Source organism: Enterobacter cloacae complex sp. I2, assembly GCF_014896205.1.
Lineage (GTDB): Bacteria > Pseudomonadota > Gammaproteobacteria > Enterobacterales > Enterobacteriaceae > Enterobacter > Enterobacter quasihormaechei.
The window spans coordinates 1-21,326 of sequence record NZ_JADBRA010000018.1; the positions used below are offsets into that span (position 1 = coordinate 1).

Genomic DNA, 21,326 nt, shown 5'->3' on the forward strand with positions numbered 1-21,326 from the left:
CTTGCAGGCCAGCTCGCAGGTTTTGCACCCGGTGCAACGGCTGGAATCAATAAAAAATCCATACTGGGTTGTCATTGTCTATTCCTTATGCCTTCTCGATCTGCACCAGGTTCGTGTGCTGCGGGTTGCCTTTCGCCAGCGGTGACGGGCGGTGCGTGGTCAGGGTGTTGATGCAAGACCCGCGATCGACGCGATCGCCGTTCATGTTGGCATCGTGCCAGGCGCCCTGGCCCATCGCACTCACGCCGGGCATGATGCGCGGCGTGACTTTGGCGGCAATGCGCACTTCGCCGCGGTCGTTAAACACGCGCACCATGTCCCCGTTTTTAATGCCGCGCTTCCCGGCGTCCGCGGGGTTAAGCCACACCTCCTGACGACAGGCGGCCTGGAGCACATCCACGTTGCCGTAGCTGGAGTGGGTGCGGGCTTTAAAGTGGAAGCCGAACAGTTGCAGCGGGAATTTACTACGCTCGGGCGCGTCCCAGCCTTCGAAAGTTGAGGTATAAACCGGCAGCGGGGTAATGGTTTCGTCTTTTTGCAGCTCCCAGGTTGCCGCAATATCCGCCAGCTTGCTGGAGTAGATTTCGATTTTCCCCGACGGGGTTTTGAGTGGATTGGCGTCCGGATCGTCACGGAATTTTTTATAGGCCACAAAGTGTCCATTCGGATCTTTGCGCTTATAAATACCCATTTTCTTCAGCGCGTCGTAGGACGGCAGTTGGGGATCTCTGGCGACCATTTTGGCGTACAGATAATGCAGCCACTGCTCCTGCGAACGGCCTTCGGTGAATTTCTGATGGATATCCGGTCCGAGGCGTTTCGCCACTTCGCTCATGATCCAGTAGATGGGCTTGCGCTCGAACTTCGGGGCGGTAACCGGCTGGAGGAAAATCAGGTAGCCCATGTTGCCGGCGTAATCGTTGGGGATGATATCTTCCTGCTCAACGGTCATCAGGTCCGGCAGAACAATATCGGCATACTTCGCGGACGAGGTCATGAAGTTGTCGATGACGACGATCGTTTCGCACTTACTCTCATCCTGCAAAATGTCGTGGGTTTTGTTGATATCGGAGTGCTGGTTGATGAGGGTGTTACCCGCGTAGTTCCAGATGAACTTGATCGGCACATCGAGCTTATCCTTGCCGCGCACGCCGTCGCGCAGGGCGGTCATCTCCGGGCCACGGACTATGGCATCCGTCCAGCTAAAGCAGGAGATTTGCGTTTTCACCGGATTCTCCGGTAGCGGCATGCGTTCGATGGTGATGGTGTAGGTCGATTCGCGCGCGCCGCTGTTGCCGCCGTTAATGCCGACGTTGCCGGTCAGGATCGGCAGCATGGCGATGGCGCGGGAGGTTTGCTCCCCGTTGGCCTGACGCTGCGGACCCCAGCCCTGGCAAATGTAGGCCGGTTTCGCCGAACCGATTTCACGGGCCAGCTTAATGATGCGATCGGCGGGGATGCCCGTAATGCGCGACGCCCACTCCGGAGTTTTCGCGGTTTTGTCATCACCCTGGCCGAGAATATAGGCTTTGTAATGACCATTAGCAGGTGCGCCTTCCGGCAGGGTTTTTTCGTCATAACCCACGCAGTATTTATCGAGGAAAGGCTGATCGACGAGGTTTTCAGTAATCAGCACCCACGCGATACCCGCCACCAGCGCGGCATCGGTGCCCGGACGAATGGGGATCCACTCGTCTTCACGCCCTGCGGCGGTGTCGGTGTAGCGCGGATCGATAACGATCATCCGCGCGTTAGAGCGTTCGCGTGCCTGTTCGAGGTAGTAGGTTATCCCGCCGCCGCTCATGCGCGTTTCCGCTGGATTATTGCCGAACATCACCACCAGTTTGGTGTTTTCAATATCCGAGGTGCTGTTGCCGTCGTTGCTGCCGTATGTGTAGGGCATGGCGCAGGCGATCTGCGCGGTGCTGTAGGTGCCGTAGTGGCTAAGGAAGCCGCCGTAGCAGTTCATCAGGCGCGCGACCAGCGAGGCATAAGGGGAGGAGCGGGTGATATTGCCGCCTACGATCCCGGAGGAGTAATTAATGTAGACCGCTTCGTTGCCGTATTTTTCGACCACGCCTTTCAGGCTGGCGGCGATGGTGTCCAGCGCTTCTTCCCAGGTGATACGCTCAAACTTACCTTCTCCGCGTTTGCCCACGCGTTTCATCGGATAGTTCAGACGGTCAGGATGGTTAATACGACGGCGGATAGAACGACCGCGCAGGCAGGCGCGAACCTGATGGTTGCCGTAAATATCCTCGCCTGTGTTATCCGTTTCAACCCAATAAACTTCGTCATCGCGTACGTGCAGACGCAGCGCGCATCGGCTTCCGCAGTTCACCGAGCAGGCGCCCCAAACGACTTTGTCTTCCGTAGGCTGCACGGCGGTTTGCACTGCGGCGGCGGCGCTTTTCAAACCGAAAGGTAATGCGATCCCACCGGCGGCAAGCGCCAGCGATCCTATGGCAGTGGATTTAACCAGAGCTCGACGGCTTATCCCGCCGTGATGTTCAACTTCGGACATGACTCACCCCATCATTGGTAATAATTATTTTCACCCATGACTACAACTGGGCTAATGATGGGGGGAGTGTTACTTATTTGGAGGTATTAAATATTAATCCTCGTCAAATCAGGGGAATTGAGTGGCAAAATCATTGCGGCTCAGTAGGCGCATTCTCCTGCGTTCCCGCCCCGCTTACCGGGTAATTGCCGCTGCTGATGCGGGTGTACAGAATTTTGAAGGTATCGTTGGCACAATGCCCAACGACCTGCGCATCCGGCTGATCGGCCTGATCGTTTGGAACGATGTTCAGGGTAAAGCCAGACTCCGGCACGCCGTTGTTGATAATCTTCTGCTGAATGTCGCTTTTCACGCGCTCGCAGGAGTCCGGGGCCGCAAGAATCGCAGGTGAAGCACTCATTAACAGCAGGGCGGTAATCCAGGGTAACCGTTTCATCTGTAGCTCCTTTTCACTGTGTAGATAATAAGCATAGCAGGATTAGGGTAAGCTTTTGTTTTAGTGTGTCTCTTTCTGAATTGTCCTGGAAGTGCAGAAACGCCCAGTCATTGAAAAGAATCGTCAGCTTACCCTTTGCCTTGATTGATTATTGGATTGAACAGTGGAGTAATTGCGCGTCGATAACGGTGGCGAAGCTTTGCAGCCAAAGGTCTTTCCCGCATCAGTAAATTCCAAATTTTTTTCTTTTTGGCATCCAGCTCGGCATCGCCTTTTGATTCATTAATGGTTGAAACATTGGCTTCTTCGGATAGACGTACAGGATAAGGTACTATAGAGTGAATTTTAGCTAGCGATAGGTCTTCGAATAAACTCCATTTATCGGCAACCATCCATACAGGATAAAGGTTATTCAGGAGGCTACTGGCAGCTTTTTGATTGATAATATATGCATGAGTAGTCGTGGCATGTTGAGTTTTATGTATATTATATGAACCGCAAATGTGTTTAAGCGGTTTTTTGTAATATTTATTGACCCGGCTCAAAAGAAGAATCTCAGGTTTGGTTTTGCTAAGCGTTACGTTATCCAGTATCTCACGCAGATCGCTGTTAAGTACGACGTCATCCTCAAGAATGAGTGCTGCTTCAATATTTTCATTTATTATTCTTTTGTATATTTTTTGATGGCTTAAAGCACAACCCACTTCTCCCGGAAGGAAAGCATAATTTGTCTCGCGTGTAACATTTCTGAGTTCAGCTTCAGTCATTTTTCGACCATCTACTGCTTCAATAAACTCGTATGCAATGTTCAATTTAGACAATTGACATTCCATTTTCTCCCGACGTTCGAGTGAATGTTTAAGATTGACTATAAAAATTCTCATCCTTTGAGCGTTCCTTAAAGACTGAATGGCTGGGCCAAATTCATGCATTTTACCAGTATTCGAACCGATTCAACATAGCTCAGTACATTTGAGGGATGATAAAAAATTGTTTTTGCTGGAAGGATTGTGTGGATAGCACAATTGAAATTGCTATCCATCCTTACCACGCTCTTTGCTACTATAAGTGCAACAATCCTTTCATTCTTTGGTAAATGATGTGAAGAAATACGCAGCGATAACGCTACTGGCAACGGTACTGGTGGGATGCGACAACAACACCGCGCCGCTGTCCTTTACGCCGGAGATGGCGAGTTTTTCAAACGAGTTTGACTTTGATCCTCTTCGCGGCCCGGTGAAAGATTTTACCCAGACGCTTTTCAACGACAAAGGTGAAGTCTCCAAACGCGTGACCGGCACGATGTCGACGGAAGGGTGTTTCGATACGCTTGAACTGCACGATCTGGAGGCTAACACGGGCGTTGCGCTGGTGCTGGATGCGAACTACTACGTCGATGCTGAAACCCAGCAGCAGAAGGTGAAGTTGCAGGGGAAATGTCAGCTGGCGGAACTGCCATCGGCCGGGGTGACGTGGGACACCGACGATAACGGGTTTGTGGTTGCCGCGCACAGCAAAGAGATGGAAGTAAAGTACCAGTATGACGCCGACGGCTACCCGCTGGGTAAAACCACGGTATCCGGCGACCAGCGTTTATCGGTCCAGGCAACGCCGTCGAAAGATCTGCACAAGCGTATGGATTATACGGCGGTAAGCCTGTTGAACGATAAACCGATGGGCAATGTTAAGCAGAGTTGCGAGTACGATCGCCACAACAACCCGGTGAGTTGTGAACTGGCGATCGTCGACGACAGCGTCAAACCTGCCGTTGAGCGCAAGTACACCATCAAAAACAGCATTGAATATTATTGAGAATAAAACCGCGCAGGTTACTGCGCGGTCGGTTTAAGCAGGCTGGCAGAGGAGGACTTATGTCCGGCCAGATGCTGATGCTGGAAAATGCACATGCGGATGGTGTTACGGTATTCGCCGTTAATAAAGAACTCATGGATCAGTTCACCTTCCACCATAAAGCCCAGCTTACGGTAGATATGAATCGCTTTTTCGTTCTCTTTATCGACGATCAGGTAAAGCTTGTAGAGATTCAGGACGTTAAATCCGTAATCCATCGCCAGCTTTGCCGCCCGCGAAGCAAGACCTTTCCCCTGGTGTTCCGGTGAAATAATGATCTGAAATTCCGCCCGACGGTGGACGTGGTTGATCTCAACCAGTTCAACCAGCCCGGCTTTTTCACCTTCGCACTCCACCACAAACCGGCGTTCGCTCTGGTCGTGGATATGCTTGTCATAAAGATCGGACAGCTCAACAAAGGCCTCGTAAGGCTCTTCAAACCAGTAGCGCATCACGCTGGCATTGTTGTCGAGCTGGTGAACAAAGCGTAAATCTTCGCGCTCCAGCGGACGGAGCTTCACGTCACACAGCCTCGACATTACGGTGCAACCGTGCGGCCAGTACGACGATCCAGGCAGCGCAGGGTGTTAGGCTCCCAGTAAGCGTTGACGTTGGCACTTTGCTGGCACTTATCGCGCGCGTCAAACGCCACATCCTCTTTATCCCACTCTTTCTCAGCGCGTTTATTCACTTTCTGACGCAGGCTGCGGGTGTCATTCCATTGTTCTTTGTCCATGGCGGCGTTCTGACGGCTTTGCGCGCTGTCACCAGACTCAATGATGAGCTTGCTGGTTTCGGCTGATGCCGTTGCGGCAAAGGCGAACGAGGACAGCGCCAGTGCGGCTGTCAGACAAAGGCGTTTGCTTAATGTAGTCATAGCGTTTCCTTTAAACGGGTGCAGAAAATCGGATTACCCCGTTGGATTCTACACCAATCCGAAAGGGTGTCATACCCGCCCCGCAGGTATGGGAACGATGAGAGCATTATCGCGTATGATGTCTAAATCAATCCTCACGAAACGAGAAAAATGTTCAAAACGACGCTGCTTTTTTTTGCGACCGCGCTGTGTGAAATCATCGGATGTTTTTTACCGTGGCTCTGGCTAAAGCGGGGCGCTTCCGCGCTGCTGCTGATCCCAGCCGGGGTGGCGCTGGCCCTTTTCGTCTGGCTGCTTACCCTGCATCCGGCCGCCAGCGGGCGGGTTTACGCGGCCTACGGCGGGGTATACGTCTGTACCGCACTGCTGTGGCTGCGCGTTGTCGATGGCGTCAGGCTAAGCCTGTACGACTGGGCAGGCGCAGTGATTGCCCTGTGCGGCATGTTGATCATCGTGGCCGGCTGGGGACGCGCATAAGCGTCCTTATAATGTGATCGTCCGCTGATTTTATGATCATTATACTTGTATGGTAGTAGTGTAGTTGCGTAAATTTCCTGCATCACAACGAAGATGTAAGGAAATGGATTATGAAGATTGTCGGGGCTGAAGTATTTGTCACCTGCCCGGGGCGTAACTTTGTCACCCTTAAAATCACGACCGATGAGGGTATTGTCGGCCTGGGTGATGCCACGCTGAACGGACGTGAACTTTCCGTTGCCTCCTACCTGAAGGATCACCTTTGCCCACAGCTGATTGGCCGCGATGCGCACCGCATCGAAGATATCTGGCAATTCTTTTATAAAGGGGCCTACTGGCGTCGTGGTCCGGTCACCATGTCCGCGATCTCTGCCGTGGATATGGCGCTGTGGGACATCAAAGCAAAAGCCGCGAACATGCCGCTCTACCAACTGCTGGGTGGCGCATCCCGCGAAGGGGTGATGGTCTATTGTCACACCACCGGGCACACCATTGATGACGTGCTGGAAGACTATGCCCGCCACAAAGAGATGGGTTTTAAGGCCATCCGCGTGCAGTGCGGCGTGCCGGGGATGAAAACCACCTATGGTATGTCTAAAGGAAAAGGGCTGGCGTATGAGCCTGCAACCAAAGGCGACTGGCCAGACGAGCAGCTGTGGTCCACCGAGAAATACCTTGATTTCACGCCAAAACTGTTTGATGCCGTGCGTAGCCAGTTTGGCTTCAACGAACATCTCCTCCACGACATGCACCACCGCCTGACGCCAATCGAAGCGGCGCGGTTCGGCAAGAGCATTGAAGAGTTCCGCATGTTCTGGATGGAAGATCCGACTCCCGCTGAAAACCAGGAATGTTTCCGCCTGATCCGCCAACACACCGTCACGCCGATTGCCGTGGGTGAGGTGTTTAACAGCATCTGGGACTGCAAGCAGCTGATTGAAGAGCAGCTCATTGACTATATCCGCACCACCATAACCCACGCGGGCGGCATCACCGGGATGCGTCGTATTGCGGATTTTGCCTCACTCTATCAGGTGCGTACCGGTTCCCACGGCCCGTCGGATCTGTCGCCGATTTGCCACGCCGCGGCGCTGCATTTTGACCTGTGGGTACCGAATTTCGGCGTACAGGAGTATATGGGGTACTCAGAACAGATGCTGGAAGTGTTCCCGCACAGCTGGCGCTTTGATAACGGCTATATGCACCCGGGCGACAAGCCAGGGCTGGGCATCGAGTTCGACGAGAAGCTGGCGGCGAAATACCCGTACGATCCGGCCTATCTGCCGGTGGCCCGCCTGGAAGACGGCACCCTCTGGAACTGGTAAACGAGGAGCGAATGATGAAAAGCGTAGTGATCCAACAGCCCAATGCGCTGGTGATTGAAGAGCACCCCCTCCCGTTGCCGGGCGCAGGGGAGGTCCGCGTCAAAATCAGGCTGGCCGGGATCTGTGGTTCAGACAGCCATATCTATCGCGGGCATAACCCGTTTGCGAAATACCCGCGCGTCATTGGTCACGAATTCTTTGGCGAAATAGACGCGATTGGCGAAGGCGTGGAAAGCTCCCGGCTGGGCCAGCGCGTCTCGGTTGATCCGGTGATCAGCTGCGGGCACTGCTACCCGTGTTCCGTCGGAAAACCGAACGTGTGCACCTCGCTGGTGGTGCTGGGTGTCCATCGCGACGGTGGCTTCAGCGAATACGCCGTTGTGCCGGCAAAAAACGCCTGGCACATTCCGGCTGCGATCCCAGACAAACACGCGGTGATGGTTGAGCCCTTCACCATTGCCGCTAACGTCACGGGGCAGGCGAAACCCACCGAACAGGACGTGGCGCTGATCTACGGCGCAGGCCCAATGGGGCTCGTCACCGTGCAGGCGCTGAAGGGCGTTTACAAGGTGAAGCAGGTCATCGTGGTGGATCGTATTGATGAGCGGCTGGCGATGGCGCAGCGCAGCGGTGCAGACTGGGTCTTCAACAACGGAGAGCAATCGCTACAGGCCGCGCTGGATGAAAAAGGGATCAAGCCGACGTTGATCATCGATGCTGCCTGTCATCCCTCCATTTTGCAGGAAGCGATTACGCTGGCTTCCCCGGCGGCACGCATCGTGCTGATGGGCTTCTCCAGCGACCCGAGCCAGATCGTGCAGCAGGGGATCACCGGCAAAGAGCTGTCAATTTTCTCGTCGCGGCTGAATGCCAACAAATTCCCGGTCGTTATCGACTGGCTGGAAAAAGGGCTGATCGACCCTGAAAAACTGGTCACCCACACATTTGACTATCACCACGTTACAGACGCCATCGAACTGTTTGAAAAAGATCAGCGGCAGTGCTGCAAAGTCTTGCTCACGTTCGACCAATAAAAATCACGCGGTTAAGAGCCTGCAAAGACAGGCTCTAAGTGGTACGCATCTTACCTTTCAGAGACAGCCATTATGACTCAAGCACAACCTCAAAGAAGTACGTCAGACCTGGTGAAGGCCGCCGTATCTGGCTGGCTGGGCACCGCCCTGGAGTTTATGGATTTCCAGCTCTACTCCCTTGGCGCCGCGCTGGTATTCCATGAAATCTTCTTCCCTGAACAGTCTGCGGCCATGGCGCTGATCCTGGCGATGGGGACCTACGGCGCTGGCTACATCGCGCGTATCGTCGGGGCATTTATCTTCGGCAGGATGGGGGACAGAATTGGCCGTAAAAAGGTGCTGTTTATCACCATCACCATGATGGGGATCTGCACCACCTTAATTGGCGTATTGCCAACCTACGCGCAGATCGGGATTTTCGCACCGGTGCTGCTGGTGACGCTGCGTATTATTCAGGGGCTGGGCGCGGGGGCGGAAATCTCCGGCGCAGGGACCATGCTGGCGGAGTACGCGCCGAAGGGGAAACGCGGCATCATCTCCTCGCTGGTCGCCATGGGAACCAACTGCGGAACGCTGAGCGCCACGGCGATCTGGGCCGTTATGTTCTTTGCCCTCGATCGTGAAGAGCTTATTGCCTGGGGCTGGCGCGTGCCGTTCCTCGCCAGCGTCGTGGTGATGATCTTTGCCATCTGGCTGCGTATGAACCTTAAAGAGAGCCCGGTGTTTGAGAAGGTTAACGACGCCGAAACCGTTGCGCCGGCGGCGCAGGATACCTCATTAGGCGCGATGTTTAAGAGCAAATCGTTCTGGCTGGCAACGGGGCTGCGCTTTGGTCAGGCCGGGAACTCAGGTTTGATTCAGACGTTTCTTGCCGGGTATCTGGTGCAGACGCTGTTGTTTGATAAGGCGATCCCAACCGATGCGCTGATGATCAGTTCGATTCTCGGCTTCCTCACCATCCCGCTGCTGGGCTGGCTGTCCGATAAAGTGGGGCGCCGTCTGCCGTATATCCTCCTTAATATTTCAGCCATCATACTGGCTTACCCGATGCTGTCGATCATCGTCGATAAAAGTTACGCGCCGGGCGTAATCATGCTCTCTATCATCGTTATTCATAACTTCGCAGTGCTCGGGCTGTTTGCGCTGGAAAACATCACCATGGCAGAGATGTTTGGTTCGCGGAACCGCTTTACCCGCATGGCGATCTCGAAAGAGGCGGGTGGGCTGGTGGCCGTAGGCTTTGGTCCGGTGCTGGCGGGGATCTTCTGCAACATGACCGGGTCCTGGTGGCCGATTGTGGCGATGCTGGTGGCGTACTCGCTGATTGGGCTGCTCTCCGCTTTGCTGATGCCGGAAGTGCGCGATCGCGATCTGAGTGAAGCGGAAGATGCGGCAGAAGCGTCCCATAAGGGGTCGGTAGCCTACGGCGCGCTCTCTTCCCGTCGCTAATGGTTTACATCTTGCGCTACCTGTCACACAACTTTTCTCTGATGTCACACCACATGGCGAAAAGTTAATGTAAATCAAGATCTGAAAACGACGTATCAGTATGGTTAATGGCAGCGTTTTTTGACTCCGACTGCCATTCTAGTTGGTGTAGTCAGCAGGCGCTGCCGCTTTGTTAAGCAAGCGGCAGCGAATCACAGCTTTCATTAATTAACGAGTCTCAATCATGGAAAACCGGTTATTACAGGCGAAGGCAACGCGTCCGCAGTACGATCGCAGCAGCCTTAAGGCACGCATTGTTCATTTAGGATTTGGCGCGTTTCACCGCGCGCACCAGGCGGTGTACACCGACATACTCGCCGCAGAACAGGGCAGCGACTGGGGTTACTGCGAAGTTAACCTGATTGGCGGCGAACAGCAGATCGCCGATCTGAAGGCACAGGATAACCTTTATACCGTGGCAGAAATGTCAGCCGATGCCTGGACGGCACGCGTGGTCGGCGTCGTTAAAACCGCGCTCCATGCGCAGGTGGACGGGCTGGAAACCGTGCTGGCAGCCCTGTGCGAGCCGCAGGTTGCCATTGTGTCGCTCACCATCACCGAGAAAGGGTATTGCCACTCCCCGGCAACCGGACAACTGATGCTCGATCATCCGTTAATCGTTGCAGACCTGCAAAACCCGCATCAGCCAAAATCTGCACCGGGCGTGGTGGTGGAAGCGCTGGCGCGTCGCAAGGCGGCGGGGCTACCGGCATTCAGCGTGATGTCCTGCGATAACATGCCGGAGAACGGCCACGTGATGCGCAATGTGACCTGTGCCTACGCGCGCGCTGTTGATGGCGAACTGGCAGACTGGATCGAAGCGAACGTCACCTTCCCGTCAACCATGGTGGATCGTATTGTACCCGCCGTCACGGCCGACACGCTGGATAAAATCGAGCAGCTGACCGGCGTACGCGATCCGGCAGGCGTGGCCTGCGAGCCGTTCCGCCAGTGGGTGATTGAAGACAATTTCGTTGCAGGCCGTCCTGAGTGGGAAAAGGCCGGTGCGGAACTGGTTTCTGATGTCATTCCGTTTGAAGAGATGAAGCTGAGAATGCTTAACGGCAGCCACTCGTTCCTGGCCTATCTTGGCTACCTGGCCGGTTATCAGCACATTAATGACTGCATGGAAGATGAACATTACCGTATCGCCGCGCATGCGCTGATGCTGAAAGAGCAGGCGCCGACGCTGAAAGTGAAAGGCGTGGATTTAGGTCGTTATGCCGACCAGCTGATCGCGCGCTACAGCAATCCGGCACTGCGCCACCGCACCTGGCAGATCGCCATGGACGGCAGCCAGAAATTGCCGCAGCGCATGCTCGATTCCGTGCGCTGGCACCTTGTCCACCAGAAGCCTTTCCCGCTGCTGGCCCTGGGCGTGGCGGGCTGGATGCGTTATGTCGGCGGTGTGGATGAGCAGGGTAACGCGATTGAGGTGAGCGATCCGCAGCTGGCGGTGATTCAGGCGGCGGTAAACGGTAGCCCTGAAGGGGAAAGCCGCGTTAATGCGCTGTTGGGCATTGAGTCTATTTTCGGTAACGAGCTGCCGAAGGACGCGGTGTTTGTGGCGGCGGTCATGCAGGCCTATCAGATGTTGCTGCAAAAAGGCGCGAAGGCCACGGTTGCGGAGTACGCCGCTCAGCTTTAACGCTATGACATGCCGCCGTTCGCGGCGGCATGTCGGGGCACGGCTTAGTGCATCCCCAGGCGAATCAGCTCAATCGGTTCGAACTTACCTTCGCATCCGTCCACTTCAACCGTTTTATTACGACGCACCTGCTCGGCATTAAGGCCGTCGCTGTGGATCGCTTTAATCACGCCGAACTGGCCTGTGCCGCTAATCATGACGCGGCTGCCGGTGGTGATTGCATTTCGGTTACGGTCGTATGTCATCATGGTATTTTCTCCTCTCTCACTTATCCGTTACGGCGCTAATTCAACGACTGCCGTTCACGGGGCACTATTAATACGCCTCTCTTAAACGAAATTATTTGCTTTTGATCAAGCTCACACTTTTTTCTTATTTCATGATGGCGTTGACGGTTCAGGACACCGCTTTACAAAGCGGACAGTTATTTTCCTTAATTGATAATTTCAGGATGCAAGTGTTTAGGCTTTGTTTATCTCCGCAATGCCATTCTGGAAGCAGAAAATAACCCTTCACTGGAAAAGGAGTCAGGCTTATGTATAAGAAAATTTTGATGCCTGTTGACGTGTTTGAAATGGACTTGAGCGACAAAGCGGTACGCCATGCGGCCAACCTCGCGAAGGCGGAAGGCGCGACCATCACCCTGGTCAACATTCTTCCTAACAGCAGCCGTTCGTTACTGCGGGGGTTCAATGCCGATATTAAGAAATTCGAAGAGTATATGACCGCCGAGTCTGATAAGAAGATGAAAGCGCTGAAACGGCTCTTTGATATGTCCCCGGACAATATTGACTGTGAAGTACGCTTCGGCAACGTACGGGATGAAATCATCAAGCTCAGCAAAGAGGGGAAATATGATGTTATCGTTATCGGATCGAAAAATCCGAGTATCACAACGCATCTGCTGGGTTCGAATGCTGAAACTATCCTGCGCTACGCCACTATTCCAGTATTAGTGGTTCGCTAATCGCTTCGCCGCAACCGAAAGGGGGCGGCGAGGTTTTATTCTTCGCTAAACCACTCGCTGTTTTCCTGACGAATTAACTGAACCGACTCGCTAATTTCCTGGAGGTGAAGCGTCATTGCTTTATCTACGGCTTCCGCGTCGCGTTTTTCCAGCGCGCTGAAAATATCGTGATGCTGGCGCAGCAGCATTTCTGGCGGAGACACGTGGTCGAGGCTCATATATCGCACGCGGTCGATGGTGGCCTTGATGTTTTCGACGGTATCCCACGCGAGCTGGCACTCGGCGATCTGCGCCAGTTTCTGGTGAAACTCATCGTCCAGCTGGAAAAAGTCGTTTAACTGTTTGCGATCGATGGCAATGCGTTGCTGATGCAGGTTTTGCTCCAGCAGGTAACACTGGTTGTCGTTGATGAGCGATGCGGCGCGGCGCACAACGGCACACTCGATGACCTGGCGAACAAAACAGCCGTTACGCACCTGCGAAAGTGAAATTTTATTCACGTAGCTGCCGCGCTGAGGGCGGATCTGAATAAGGCCGTTTTCTGCAAGCTTAATAAACGCCTCGCGCACGGGCTGACGGGAAACGTCAAAACGTACCGAAACCTCTTTTTCTGAGAGCGGCGTTCCCGGCGGGATCAGGCAGCGAACAATATCACGGCGTAAGATGCGATAAATTTGCTGATTAACGGGCTGGGTAGGATTAAGTTGCGATTCAGCGACCATGGGTTGTGATTTCTCAGAGAGTTAACCTGAACATACTACCATTCTTTTACCCGTCATCACATACCCGGCCCGCAGGCCGGGAAGGGTGAATTACCCGCGATGCACGCTGAGTCCGGCATAGGTCTGGCTGACGGGCATCATCTCAACAGTATTGATGTTGACATGCTTCGGCAGCGTCGCGACCCACCAGACGGTTTCGGTGATATCTTCCGCCGTCAGCGCATTTGCATTTTCATAGGTTTTATCCGCTTTCGCGTCGTCACCCTTGAAGCGCACGTTGGAGAATTCCGTTCCGCCTACCAGGCCCGGCTCAACGTCGGTCACGCGGATGGCGGTACCGTGCAGGTCGGTGCGCAGGTTCAGGCTGAACTGGCGTACAAAGGCCTTGGTTGCGCCATAGACGTTGCCGCCCGCGTAAGGCCAGCTGCCTGCGGTGGAACCGATATTAATGATATGACCACGATTACGTTCAACCATGCCCGGCAGCACGGCGCGGGTCATGTACACCAGGCCTTTGTTGTTGGTGTCGATCATGTTTTCCCAGTCTTCCACGCTGGCTTTGTGGGCAGGCTCCATGCCCAGCGCCAGGCCGGCGTTATTGACCAGCACGTCGATGTCACGCCATTCGGCAGGCAGGTTTGCAATCATCTCTTCAATGGCGGCACGGTTGCGCACGTCCAGCTGCGCGGTCAGGATGCTGTCGCCCAGATCGTCTTTCAGCTCCTGCAAACGCTCCTGACGACGGCCCGTTGCAATCACCTTGTGTCCGTTGGCGACGAAGCGACGCGTGATGCTTTCACCAAAACCTGCCGTCGCCCCGGTAACTAAAATAATCATCTCACTGTTCCTCAACGCTTTTTGTGTTGTACTACCATAGCACGCTCTCGGGCGGGTCGTTAAGGCAACATTTGTATGACGGCATTGCAGGCCGGGGCAGGCTGGCCTACTCTGGTGAGAAATACCGTGCTCAGGAGTAAACGATGTCGGTCAACAACCCTTTCTTTGACGTTAGCCTGCTGCCTTATCAGGCCCCGCGTTTTGATGTGATAGAAGACAGCCACTATCGCCCGGCGTTTGATGAAGCAATGCGCCTCAAGCGTGCTGACATTGACGCGATTATCGCGCAGCGCGCCGCGCCGGATTTCGATAACACCGTGCTGGCGCTGGAAAAGAGCGGGGCCATGCTGTCGCGCGTTAGCAGCGTGTTCTTCGCCATAACGTCCGCACACACCAACGATGATCTCCAGGCGCTGGACGAGCAGTTCTCTACCGAACTGGCCGGGCTGGCGAACGATATCTGGCTAAACGATACGCTTTTCGCCCGCGTGGAAGCCGTCTGGCAGGATCGCGACACGCTGGATGCGGAATCCCGTCGGCTGACAGAGGAGACCTATCAGCACTTTGTTCTGGCGGGTGCGCGTCTGAACGCCGATGAAAAAGCCGAGCTGAAAGCCCTGAATACCGAAGCCGCCACCCTGACCAGCCAGTTCTACCAGCGCCTGCTGGCTGCAAACAAGGCGGGCGGGCTGGTGGTGGACGATGTCCAACATCTTGACGGGCTCAGCGCGGAAGAGAGAGACGCCGCCGCTCACGCTGCCGCAGAAAAAGGGCTGACGGATCGCTGGCTGATCCCGCTTTTGAATACCACGCAACAGCCCGCGCTGGCAGCACTCACGCAGCGCGAGACGCGGAAAAAGCTGTTTAATGCGGGCTGGGAACGCACTCAGAAAGGCGACGAAAACGATACGCGCGACCTGATCCGTCGGCTTACCGCATTACGGGCAAGGCAGGCGCAGCTGCTCGGGTTTGAAAACTATGCCAGCTGGAGCATTGCCGACCAGATGGCGAAAACGCCGGATGCTGCGCTCGAATTCATGCGCGGGATAGTTCCTGCGGCGCGCAACAGGGCCGCGCTGGAGCAGGCAGATATTCAGAAGGTCATTGACGACGAGCAGGGCGGTTTTTCGGTGCAGGCCTGGGACTGGGCGTTTTATGCCGAACGCGTGCGCTCAGCGAAATATGCGCTGGACGAATCGCAGATTAAACCCTATTTCGCGCTTAATACCGTGCTGGAGGATGGCGTATTCTGGACCGCCACGCAGTTGTTCGGCATTCGCTTTGTCGAGCGTTTCGATATCCCGGTCTATCACCCGGACGTGCGCGTGTGGGAGATTTTCGATCATACGGGTGAAGGCATGGCGCTGTTCTACGGCGACTTCTTCGCGCGTGATTCCAAAGCCGGCGGTGCGTGGATGGGAAATTTCGTTGAGCAATCTTACGAGTTTGCCGCGCGTCCGGTGATTTACAACGTCTGCAACTATCAAAAACCGGCTAACGGGCAGACCGCGCTGATCTCCTGGGACGATGTGATTACCCTGTTCCACGAGTTTGGCCACACGCTGCATGGCCTGTTTGCCAGCCAGCGCTATGCCACGCTTTCTGGCACCAACACGCCGCGTGATTTTGTTGAATTCCCGTCGCAAATCAATGAACACTGGGCCAGCCATCCGCAGGTGTTTGCACACTTTGCCCGTCACTACCAAACCGGCGAGCCGATGCCGGATGCGCTGCGGGAAAAAATGCTCAACGCGACCCAGTTTAACAAGGGTTATGACATGACGGAGCTGCTGAGCGCCGCGCTGCTGGATATGAACTGGCACGGCATTCAGGCGCCGGTTGAGGACGTGGAAGCCTTTGAAGCCGCCGCGTTGAAAAAAGAGGGACTGGATCTTCCTGCCGTACCGCCGCGCTATCGCAGCAGCTATTTCGCCCATATCTTCGGCGGCGGCTACGCGGCGGGGTATTACGCCTACCTGTGGACGCAGATGCTGGCGGACGATGGCTATCAGTGGTTTGTCGAGCAGGGCGGTTTGACGCGCGAAAACGGACAGACATTCCGCAAGGCGATTTTGTCGCGCGGAAATAGTACTGATTTAGCTGAACTTTACCGGAACTGGCGTGGGCACGATCCGAAGATTGAACCGATGCTGGAGAACCGTGGATTGAGTGCTTAAGGGCTCCCCCTTTGCGCTATTGTCAAAATAAAATATCCACCGTGAATTATTTTGAGCGGAATAATTCAGGCAAGAAGAAGGTAAAGCATCTTAAAGACGGCATACAAAAATGTGTAACTAAGGTGTACGGCATGACTCCTGTGGGGGGAAGTAGCCAGATGGAGGCGTAAAACTCTGGTAATATCTCTCAGGATATCACTGAACATTCTCAATCAATTCAGCACCCTGATTTTTGGGATTACCAATGGCACGCGACACTGCGTGCCAGATAAACTTGTCTGCGGACACAGATCCGTCGGCAATGATCTCCTCAGCTTCTTTCCCGCCTACGTCCTGGCGCATCCATTCCCTTGCAGCTTCCGGCGACAGAACCAGCGGCCGCCGATCGTGTATATCAACCAGTCCTTTATCCGCAGCAGACGTCACAATCAGAAATCCCTCGGCTTCATCACCACGTTCAAATGGCGTACTGCCGATCGCCGCCATGAATATCGGCTGCCCGTCGGCCCGGTGAATGAAATAGGGCTGTTTCTTGTCACCTTCCTTCTTCCATTCGAACCAACCATCGGCAAAACAGATCGCCCGTCCATGCTGCCACAGAGGTTTAAACATTCTGCTGGTGGCTGCGGTTTCTACCCGTGCGTTAATCAGTGGTGCTTTATCCCACCATCCAGGTGCGTAGCCCCAGAGTACCGGATCGAGGTGCAGTTGTTCGTCGCGTTCGCTTAACAGCAGCACTTTGGTACCGGGCGCCACGTTGTAACGTCCAATCGGTTCCGGGTCATATGCGATGTCGCGATCGGCTTCGTCGGCAAGGTAGGCCAGGTATTCTTCACGAGTTTGGGCTTGTGCAAAACGTCCACACATAGAAATCTCCAGTCAGTCAGACTGAAAGTATAGGGCATGGATAAAAGAAGGATTCAGGTAGTACAATATATTTATTAAAACCCTACCGGACAGCCACAGAATTTTTTTAGGTAAGCTGTCTTTCTCTGCCATTTAATTAGCAATCAAAGAAAAGGTATGGATAACGCCAGTGCGTACCCATACCAAATCACATTACCTCTGGGCGCAGGCAGAGCCAGCGAGTAATAAACCAGCTATATCGATACGGAGAGTCTCGGCAATAAATGGCACAGGTGCTATTGAGGACGCTCTGAATTTGTAAGTCGGTCATCTGACAGTCTTTTTGTTATCCCCCGTGCAGCGTGAACTCGTTGCCATGAGTTATTGACTGCGGAAATAATTTCGGCATAATTTTATTCTTGTAATGAATGTTTGTGCCAAGGGGCGTTACAGGCTCTCTGCGGGTATGCGCGTGTCTTTGCTGAATGGGGCAAAGTCGCCGGGAGACACTGCATTCTGTCTGCAAAACGTGTCCCATTGGAAGGGGTTGAAGTGTTTAAGTTTAATTCATCTGTATTCGTTTTTTTCCTTCTGTCAGGTTGTAGTTCTGATCTGGTTCTCAGCTCTCCTGAACAACCTGAATATAAATCAATGCCTGAAATAACCCAGTCTGTGACGCCATCACAACAGCGTGCCATTATGTCTGGAGAAAGGCCTGACTGGTCAGAAAGGGCGACAGTCAACACAATGAAGCGATATTAATAAATACCTGCCCTGCGTTTATTGTGCGTCAATGACAGGGAAACCTGGCCATATGCCATAGCGGTTTCCCTGTCGCTAAACGCTGGTTACTCTTGCGTCAGCCACATGTCCGACTCTTCAAACATCTCCTCAAGCATACGGTTCAGCTTTTCCCGGTCGCTTTTGCTGGCATCGCTATTCAGGCCGTTCGCCTGCATCGGCTTAACCGTCACGCTGGCATCAGGAAAAATCCGGTGCACACGTTTTGTCAGTTCAGCCAGAATTATCTCCCTGGCTCCCTCCAGCCCCTGTACGTTTCGCTTGTCATAAACCAGTTCAACAAACATTATTTTTTCCCTATGAATATTAATTGTGCGATTCTGCCTGCATGTAAAAATACTACTGTATATGGGTACAGTCAAACAGCATTCTGGCTAAAGAAATGCCATGCCGCTCTTCATTTTGTCTGAGTTGATGACAATCTATTCATTTAGCGTTTAAAACGAGCAGTCGAAGCGTTTAATCGTAAAATTTACAAAAACTATAATTTGAAGCCAGAGAGAAACTTACAAACGAAACGGTGAAGGTTTAAACAGTCGCTACGGTTCAGCTGGCTTGCGCGTGCTTCAAAACAAAACTACTGTATATAAACACAGTAGTAGAGGTATGCGTAATGGAATTTATCAGACCTACAGAACTGCGTGAGATTGTCGCGCTTCCACTTTTCAGCGATTTAGTTCAGTGCGGATTCCCAAGCCCGGCTGCCGACTATGTGGAGCAGCGCATTGATCTTAATGAACTTCTGGTTGCCCACCCCAGCTCGACATATTTCGTTAAAGCCGCGGGTGATTCGATGATTGAAGGGGGAATAAGCGACGGCGATTTGCTGGTGGTCGATAGTTCCCGAACGGCCGAGCACGGAGATATTGTTATCGCCGCGGTAGAAGGGGAATTTACCGTTAAGCGCCTGCAACTGCGGCCTCATGTTCAACTCAATCCGATGAACAGCGCTTATTCGCCGATTATCGTTGGCAGTGAAGACACGCTGGACGTCTTTGGCGTGGTCACTTTTATTGTTAAATCGGCCAGCTGATATGTTTGCGCTCTGTGATGTGAATTCATTCTATGCATCATGCGAGACGGTATTCAGGCCAGATTTGAGAGGCCGACCGGTGGTTGTCCTCTCAAATAACGACGGTTGCGTGATAGCGCGCAGCGCAGAGGCCAAAGCCGCTGGCGTTACCATGGGGGCGCCATACTTTAAGCAGAAAGACCTGTTCCGGCGCGCCGGCGTGGTTTGCTTCAGCAGTAACTATGAACTTTACGCTGACATGTCCAGCCGGGTTATGACCACGCTGGAAGAAATAAGCCCGCGCGTCGAAATATATTCAATTGACGAAGCCTTTTGTGACCTCACCGGGGTTCGAAACTGCCGGGACCTGACTGATTTTGGCAAGGAGATCCGCGAAACGGTTTTGAAGCGTACGCACCTGAGGATCGGCGTGGGTATAGCCCAGACGAAGACGCTGGCGAAGCTGGCAAATCACGCGGCGAAGAAATGGCAGCAGCAGACGGGTGGGGTAGTTGATTTATCCAATATCGACCGCCAGCGCCGGCTGTTGGCTATCGTGCCTGTAGAGGACGTGTGGGGCGTGGGCAGGCGCATCAGCAAGAAGCTCAACGCGATGGGCATCAAAACGGCGCTCGATCTCTCGGAGCAGAGCACATGGATTATCCGCAAGCACTTCAATGTGGTGCTGGAGCGAACGGTCCGGGAACTGCGCGGCGAGCCGTGCCTCGACCTGGAAGAGTTTGCACCGGCAAAGCAGGAGATCGTCTGTAGCCGGTCATTCGGTGAACGCGTGTCAGAATATGAGCAGGTGCGTCAGGCTATATGCAGCTATGCGGCCCGTGGCGCTGAGAAGTTACGCGGCGAGCACCAGTATTGCCGCTTTATCTCGGCGTTCGTTAAGACCTCCCCATTCGCGCTGAACGAACCCTATTACGGCAACAGTGCCTCAATGACGCTTCTCACGCCCACTCAGGACTCCCGCGACATTATCAGCGCCGCGGTAAAGTGCCTCGATAAAATCTGGAAGGAGGGGCACCGCTACCAGAAAGCCGGCATTATGCTCGGAGACTTCTTCAGCCAGGGGGTTGCCCAACTCAATTTGTTTGACAACAGCGCGCCGCGTGCCGGAAGTGAAAAGTTGATGGAAGTGCTGGATCGCCTGAACGCGAAAGATGGAAAGGGAACGCTTTACTTTGCCGGGCAGGGCATACAGCAGCAATGGCAGATGAAGCGTGAAATGCTTTCGCCGCGGTACACGACCCGCTATTCAGATTTACTGAGGATCCGATGAATGTTAACGGTTGTTTTGTGCCATAAGAGGATATTCACAACAGAACGCCGTTGATGCATTCCTGAACAGATGACGCATGATCTTTATTTTCGTAGGGTAACTGACACCGCTACATTATTTATTTCAGAAAATCAGTTTAAACGGAAGGTACGCCAGTTAGCCCGATGGTTTAATAAAAATTCGCCTGGCGTGTCTGCGCTAATGTACTACTTTCAGTAAAGTGACTTTTACAGGGAGGGTCAATGAAACCATTATCGCTTTTATTATTGTCGAGCCTGATTTTAGTGGGTTGCGGCGCGAACAATACCCCTTCAAACACGCCTGTACCGGGTGTAAAAACCTCCGTCGGGACGAGCACGCTTGAAGCCGGTGCGCAGCTTATCCAGTCCCGTCCGCCCATTGATGCAATGAGTGCCTACCTGGACGGTTTCCATTTTTATAGCGGGGATAAAAATGGCCAGATGGAAGCCCATCATTATGTAACCGTCTTGAATGAAGACGTGATGCAGGCGGTGATCTACGACGGAAACACCAAAGATGCCCGTTTAATGGGCGTTGAGTACATCATTAGTGAGCGTTTGTTTAACACACTGCCGCCGGAAGAAAAAAAATTGTGGCACAGCCATCAATATGAAGTGAAATCCGGCAGTCTGATTGCTCCCGGTTTACCGGCAGTGGCTGACAAAGCATTGATGAGCAAAATTGTGAATACCTACGGGAAGACCTGGCATACCTGGCACACCGACCGCGATAAAAAGCTGCCGCTCGGCATTCCGGCACTAATGATGGGCTTTACCGGGGAAGGGCAGTTAGACCCCAAACTCCTGGCGGACAGAGATCGACGCTTTGACGTGAGCACGCAAGCCATCAAACAAGAACGTGAGGGTATTGTGGCGCACCCCGTTGCTAAGGGAGCTGATGCCTGGCAACGTGGTGAAGAGATCCAGCTTAAGCGGGTTGAAGGTTCAGGTGAGCATGGCCAGGGAGACACAAGCCATTTCTGATATCAAAAA

Annotated in this window: 22 protein-coding genes; 11 read left to right on the plus strand and 11 right to left on the minus strand. The window is 53.6% G+C overall.

Annotation, left to right across the window (positions count from 1 at the left end; translation table 11 throughout):
* The 4 genes from IM300_RS16035 to IM300_RS16050 all read right to left on the minus strand — a co-directional run.
* Positions 1 to 75 (minus strand): 4Fe-4S binding protein (locus IM300_RS16035; protein WP_023215649.1); only part of this gene is annotated, 75 nt, incomplete at its 3' end.
* Positions 76 to 85: 10 nt separating this feature from the next.
* Complete coding sequence (gene ynfE / locus IM300_RS16040; RefSeq protein WP_193037358.1) at positions 86 to 2,524, minus strand: selenate/tellurate reductase subunit YnfE; 2,439 nt, start codon at positions 2,522 to 2,524, stop codon at positions 86 to 88.
* Positions 2,525 to 2,654: 130 nt separating this feature from the next.
* Positions 2,655 to 2,960: a DUF1161 domain-containing protein gene (locus tag IM300_RS16045; protein ID WP_193037360.1), complete on the minus strand. Its 306-nt coding sequence runs from the start codon at positions 2,958 to 2,960 to the stop codon at positions 2,655 to 2,657.
* A gap of 128 nt (positions 2,961 to 3,088) precedes the next feature.
* Positions 3,089 to 3,892, minus strand: coding sequence for a glycosyltransferase family 25 protein (locus IM300_RS16050; RefSeq protein WP_333118319.1), 804 nt, complete (start codon positions 3,890 to 3,892; stop codon positions 3,089 to 3,091).
* Positions 3,893 to 4,061: 169 nt separating this feature from the next.
* On the opposite strand from IM300_RS16050, the gene IM300_RS16055 reads away from it, so the two are divergent.
* Positions 4,062 to 4,772 (plus strand): YnfC family lipoprotein, encoded by a 711-nt coding sequence (locus IM300_RS16055; RefSeq protein ID WP_112792238.1) that lies wholly within the window; start codon positions 4,062 to 4,064, stop codon positions 4,770 to 4,772.
* Positions 4,773 to 4,789: 17 nt separating this feature from the next.
* Here IM300_RS16055 and speG read toward each other — a convergent pair whose 3' ends face one another.
* Both speG and IM300_RS16065 read right to left on the minus strand, forming a co-directional pair.
* The gene (gene speG, locus IM300_RS16060) at positions 4,790 to 5,350 is read right to left on the minus strand and encodes a spermidine N1-acetyltransferase (RefSeq protein ID WP_063451460.1); all 561 of its coding nucleotides are present in this window, start codon (positions 5,348 to 5,350) and stop codon (positions 4,790 to 4,792) included.
* Positions 5,350 to 5,688: a DUF1283 family protein gene (locus tag IM300_RS16065; RefSeq protein WP_063451459.1), complete on the minus strand. Its 339-nt coding sequence runs from the start codon at positions 5,686 to 5,688 to the stop codon at positions 5,350 to 5,352. The genes speG and IM300_RS16065 overlap by 1 nt, the downstream gene beginning before the upstream one ends.
* A 150-nt stretch (positions 5,689 to 5,838) precedes the next feature.
* On the opposite strand from IM300_RS16065, the gene IM300_RS16070 reads away from it, so the two are divergent.
* The 5 genes from IM300_RS16070 to IM300_RS16090 all read left to right on the plus strand — a co-directional run bounded on the left by IM300_RS16070 (position 5,839) and on the right by IM300_RS16090 (position 11,660).
* On the plus strand, positions 5,839 to 6,165 hold the full coding sequence (locus tag IM300_RS16070) for a YnfA family protein (protein WP_193037364.1): 327 nt from the start codon (positions 5,839 to 5,841) through the stop codon (positions 6,163 to 6,165).
* A 110-nt stretch (positions 6,166 to 6,275) separates the two neighbouring features.
* Positions 6,276 to 7,490 carry a D-mannonate dehydratase ManD gene (gene manD / locus IM300_RS16075; RefSeq protein WP_063866823.1) on the plus strand — a complete coding sequence of 405 codons (1,215 nt, stop codon included), beginning with the start codon at positions 6,276 to 6,278 and terminating at the stop codon, positions 7,488 to 7,490.
* Positions 7,491 to 7,504: 14 nt separating this feature from the next.
* Positions 7,505 to 8,524, plus strand: a complete 1,020-nt coding sequence (locus tag IM300_RS16080) for a Zn-dependent oxidoreductase (RefSeq protein ID WP_193037462.1) — start codon at positions 7,505 to 7,507, stop codon at positions 8,522 to 8,524.
* 72 nt (positions 8,525 to 8,596) lie between these two features.
* The gene (locus IM300_RS16085; RefSeq protein ID WP_193037366.1) at positions 8,597 to 9,973 is read left to right on the plus strand and encodes an MFS transporter; all 1,377 of its coding nucleotides are present in this window, start codon (positions 8,597 to 8,599) and stop codon (positions 9,971 to 9,973) included.
* Between the two features lie 223 nt (positions 9,974 to 10,196).
* Positions 10,197 to 11,660 (plus strand): mannitol dehydrogenase family protein, encoded by a 1,464-nt coding sequence (locus IM300_RS16090; protein ID WP_063866820.1) that lies wholly within the window; start codon positions 10,197 to 10,199, stop codon positions 11,658 to 11,660.
* Between the two features lie 44 nt (positions 11,661 to 11,704).
* Here the strand turns inward: IM300_RS16090 and ydfZ are convergent, their stop codons facing one another.
* On the minus strand, positions 11,705 to 11,908 hold the full coding sequence (gene ydfZ, locus IM300_RS16095; protein ID WP_063451453.1) for a putative selenium delivery protein YdfZ: 204 nt from the start codon (positions 11,906 to 11,908) through the stop codon (positions 11,705 to 11,707).
* 287 nt (positions 11,909 to 12,195) lie between these two features.
* On the opposite strand from ydfZ, the gene IM300_RS16100 reads away from it, so the two are divergent.
* A complete protein-coding gene (locus tag IM300_RS16100) occupies positions 12,196 to 12,627 on the plus strand; it encodes a universal stress protein (protein ID WP_063451452.1) in 432 nt (143 codons plus the stop codon).
* Positions 12,628 to 12,662: 35 nt separating this feature from the next.
* On the opposite strand, the gene IM300_RS16105 is transcribed toward IM300_RS16100, so the two are convergent.
* Both IM300_RS16105 and ydfG read right to left on the minus strand, forming a co-directional pair.
* Positions 12,663 to 13,349 carry a GntR family transcriptional regulator gene (locus IM300_RS16105; protein WP_193037368.1) on the minus strand — a complete coding sequence of 229 codons (687 nt, stop codon included), beginning with the start codon at positions 13,347 to 13,349 and terminating at the stop codon, positions 12,663 to 12,665.
* 90 nt (positions 13,350 to 13,439) lie between these two features.
* Positions 13,440 to 14,186: a bifunctional NADP-dependent 3-hydroxy acid dehydrogenase/3-hydroxypropionate dehydrogenase YdfG gene (gene ydfG / locus IM300_RS16110; protein ID WP_193037370.1), complete on the minus strand. Its 747-nt coding sequence runs from the start codon at positions 14,184 to 14,186 to the stop codon at positions 13,440 to 13,442.
* Positions 14,187 to 14,329: 143 nt separating this feature from the next.
* On the opposite strand from ydfG, the gene dcp reads away from it, so the two are divergent.
* Positions 14,330 to 16,363 (plus strand): peptidyl-dipeptidase Dcp, encoded by a 2,034-nt coding sequence (gene dcp / locus IM300_RS16115; RefSeq protein WP_193037372.1) that lies wholly within the window; start codon positions 14,330 to 14,332, stop codon positions 16,361 to 16,363.
* A 195-nt stretch (positions 16,364 to 16,558) separates the two neighbouring features.
* Here the strand turns inward: dcp and IM300_RS16120 are convergent, their stop codons facing one another.
* Together IM300_RS16120 and IM300_RS16125 are read right to left on the minus strand one after the other, a co-directional pair.
* Positions 16,559 to 17,230 carry an SOS response-associated peptidase gene (locus IM300_RS16120; protein WP_063866816.1) on the minus strand — a complete coding sequence of 224 codons (672 nt, stop codon included), beginning with the start codon at positions 17,228 to 17,230 and terminating at the stop codon, positions 16,559 to 16,561.
* Between the two features lie 827 nt (positions 17,231 to 18,057).
* A complete protein-coding gene (locus IM300_RS16125) occupies positions 18,058 to 18,297 on the minus strand; it encodes a DinI family protein (protein ID WP_006808847.1) in 240 nt (79 codons plus the stop codon).
* A gap of 326 nt (positions 18,298 to 18,623) precedes the next feature.
* Between IM300_RS16125 and IM300_RS16130 the strand changes: the two genes are divergently transcribed.
* The 3 genes from IM300_RS16130 (at position 18,624) to IM300_RS16140 (ending at position 21,317) form a co-directional block, all read left to right on the plus strand.
* Positions 18,624 to 19,043 (plus strand): translesion error-prone DNA polymerase V autoproteolytic subunit, encoded by a 420-nt coding sequence (locus tag IM300_RS16130; RefSeq protein ID WP_063866815.1) that lies wholly within the window; start codon positions 18,624 to 18,626, stop codon positions 19,041 to 19,043.
* Position 19,044: 1 nt separating this feature from the next.
* Positions 19,045 to 20,313, plus strand: coding sequence for a Y-family DNA polymerase (locus tag IM300_RS16135; RefSeq protein ID WP_063451446.1), 1,269 nt, complete (start codon positions 19,045 to 19,047; stop codon positions 20,311 to 20,313).
* A 242-nt stretch (positions 20,314 to 20,555) separates the two neighbouring features.
* A complete protein-coding gene (locus IM300_RS16140; RefSeq protein ID WP_193037374.1) occupies positions 20,556 to 21,317 on the plus strand; it encodes an OBAP family protein in 762 nt (253 codons plus the stop codon).
* Positions 21,318 to 21,326: the final 9 nt, after the last annotated feature.

Coding starts and splice junctions, on each gene's coding strand:
- IM300_RS16140 (WP_193037374.1), top strand. CDS start 20,556: ATGAAACCATTATCGCTTTTATTATTGTCGAGCCTGATTTTAGTGGGT.
- IM300_RS16135 (WP_063451446.1), top strand. CDS start 19,045: ATGTTTGCGCTCTGTGATGTGAATTCATTCTATGCATCATGCGAGACG.
- IM300_RS16090 (WP_063866820.1), top strand. CDS start 10,197: ATGGAAAACCGGTTATTACAGGCGAAGGCAACGCGTCCGCAGTACGAT.
- IM300_RS16120 (WP_063866816.1), bottom strand. CDS start 17,230: ATGTGTGGACGTTTTGCACAAGCCCAAACTCGTGAAGAATACCTGGCC.
- IM300_RS16100 (WP_063451452.1), top strand. CDS start 12,196: ATGTATAAGAAAATTTTGATGCCTGTTGACGTGTTTGAAATGGACTTG.
- IM300_RS16070 (WP_193037364.1), top strand. CDS start 5,839: ATGTTCAAAACGACGCTGCTTTTTTTTGCGACCGCGCTGTGTGAAATC.
- IM300_RS16130 (WP_063866815.1), top strand. CDS start 18,624: ATGGAATTTATCAGACCTACAGAACTGCGTGAGATTGTCGCGCTTCCA.
- speG (WP_063451460.1), bottom strand. CDS start 5,350: ATGTCGAGGCTGTGTGACGTGAAGCTCCGTCCGCTGGAGCGCGAAGAT.
- IM300_RS16065 (WP_063451459.1), bottom strand. CDS start 5,688: ATGACTACATTAAGCAAACGCCTTTGTCTGACAGCCGCACTGGCGCTG.
- IM300_RS16125 (WP_006808847.1), bottom strand. CDS start 18,297: ATGTTTGTTGAACTGGTTTATGACAAGCGAAACGTACAGGGGCTGGAG.
- IM300_RS16045 (WP_193037360.1), bottom strand. CDS start 2,960: ATGAAACGGTTACCCTGGATTACCGCCCTGCTGTTAATGAGTGCTTCA.
- ydfG (WP_193037370.1), bottom strand. CDS start 14,186: ATGATTATTTTAGTTACCGGGGCGACGGCAGGTTTTGGTGAAAGCATC.
- IM300_RS16105 (WP_193037368.1), bottom strand. CDS start 13,349: ATGGTCGCTGAATCGCAACTTAATCCTACCCAGCCCGTTAATCAGCAA.
- IM300_RS16085 (WP_193037366.1), top strand. CDS start 8,597: ATGACTCAAGCACAACCTCAAAGAAGTACGTCAGACCTGGTGAAGGCC.
- manD (WP_063866823.1), top strand. CDS start 6,276: ATGAAGATTGTCGGGGCTGAAGTATTTGTCACCTGCCCGGGGCGTAAC.
- ynfE (WP_193037358.1), bottom strand. CDS start 2,524: ATGTCCGAAGTTGAACATCACGGCGGGATAAGCCGTCGAGCTCTGGTT.
- IM300_RS16050 (WP_333118319.1), bottom strand. CDS start 3,892: ATGCATGAATTTGGCCCAGCCATTCAGTCTTTAAGGAACGCTCAAAGG.
- dcp (WP_193037372.1), top strand. CDS start 14,330: ATGTCGGTCAACAACCCTTTCTTTGACGTTAGCCTGCTGCCTTATCAG.
- ydfZ (WP_063451453.1), bottom strand. CDS start 11,908: ATGATGACATACGACCGTAACCGAAATGCAATCACCACCGGCAGCCGC.
- IM300_RS16080 (WP_193037462.1), top strand. CDS start 7,505: ATGAAAAGCGTAGTGATCCAACAGCCCAATGCGCTGGTGATTGAAGAG.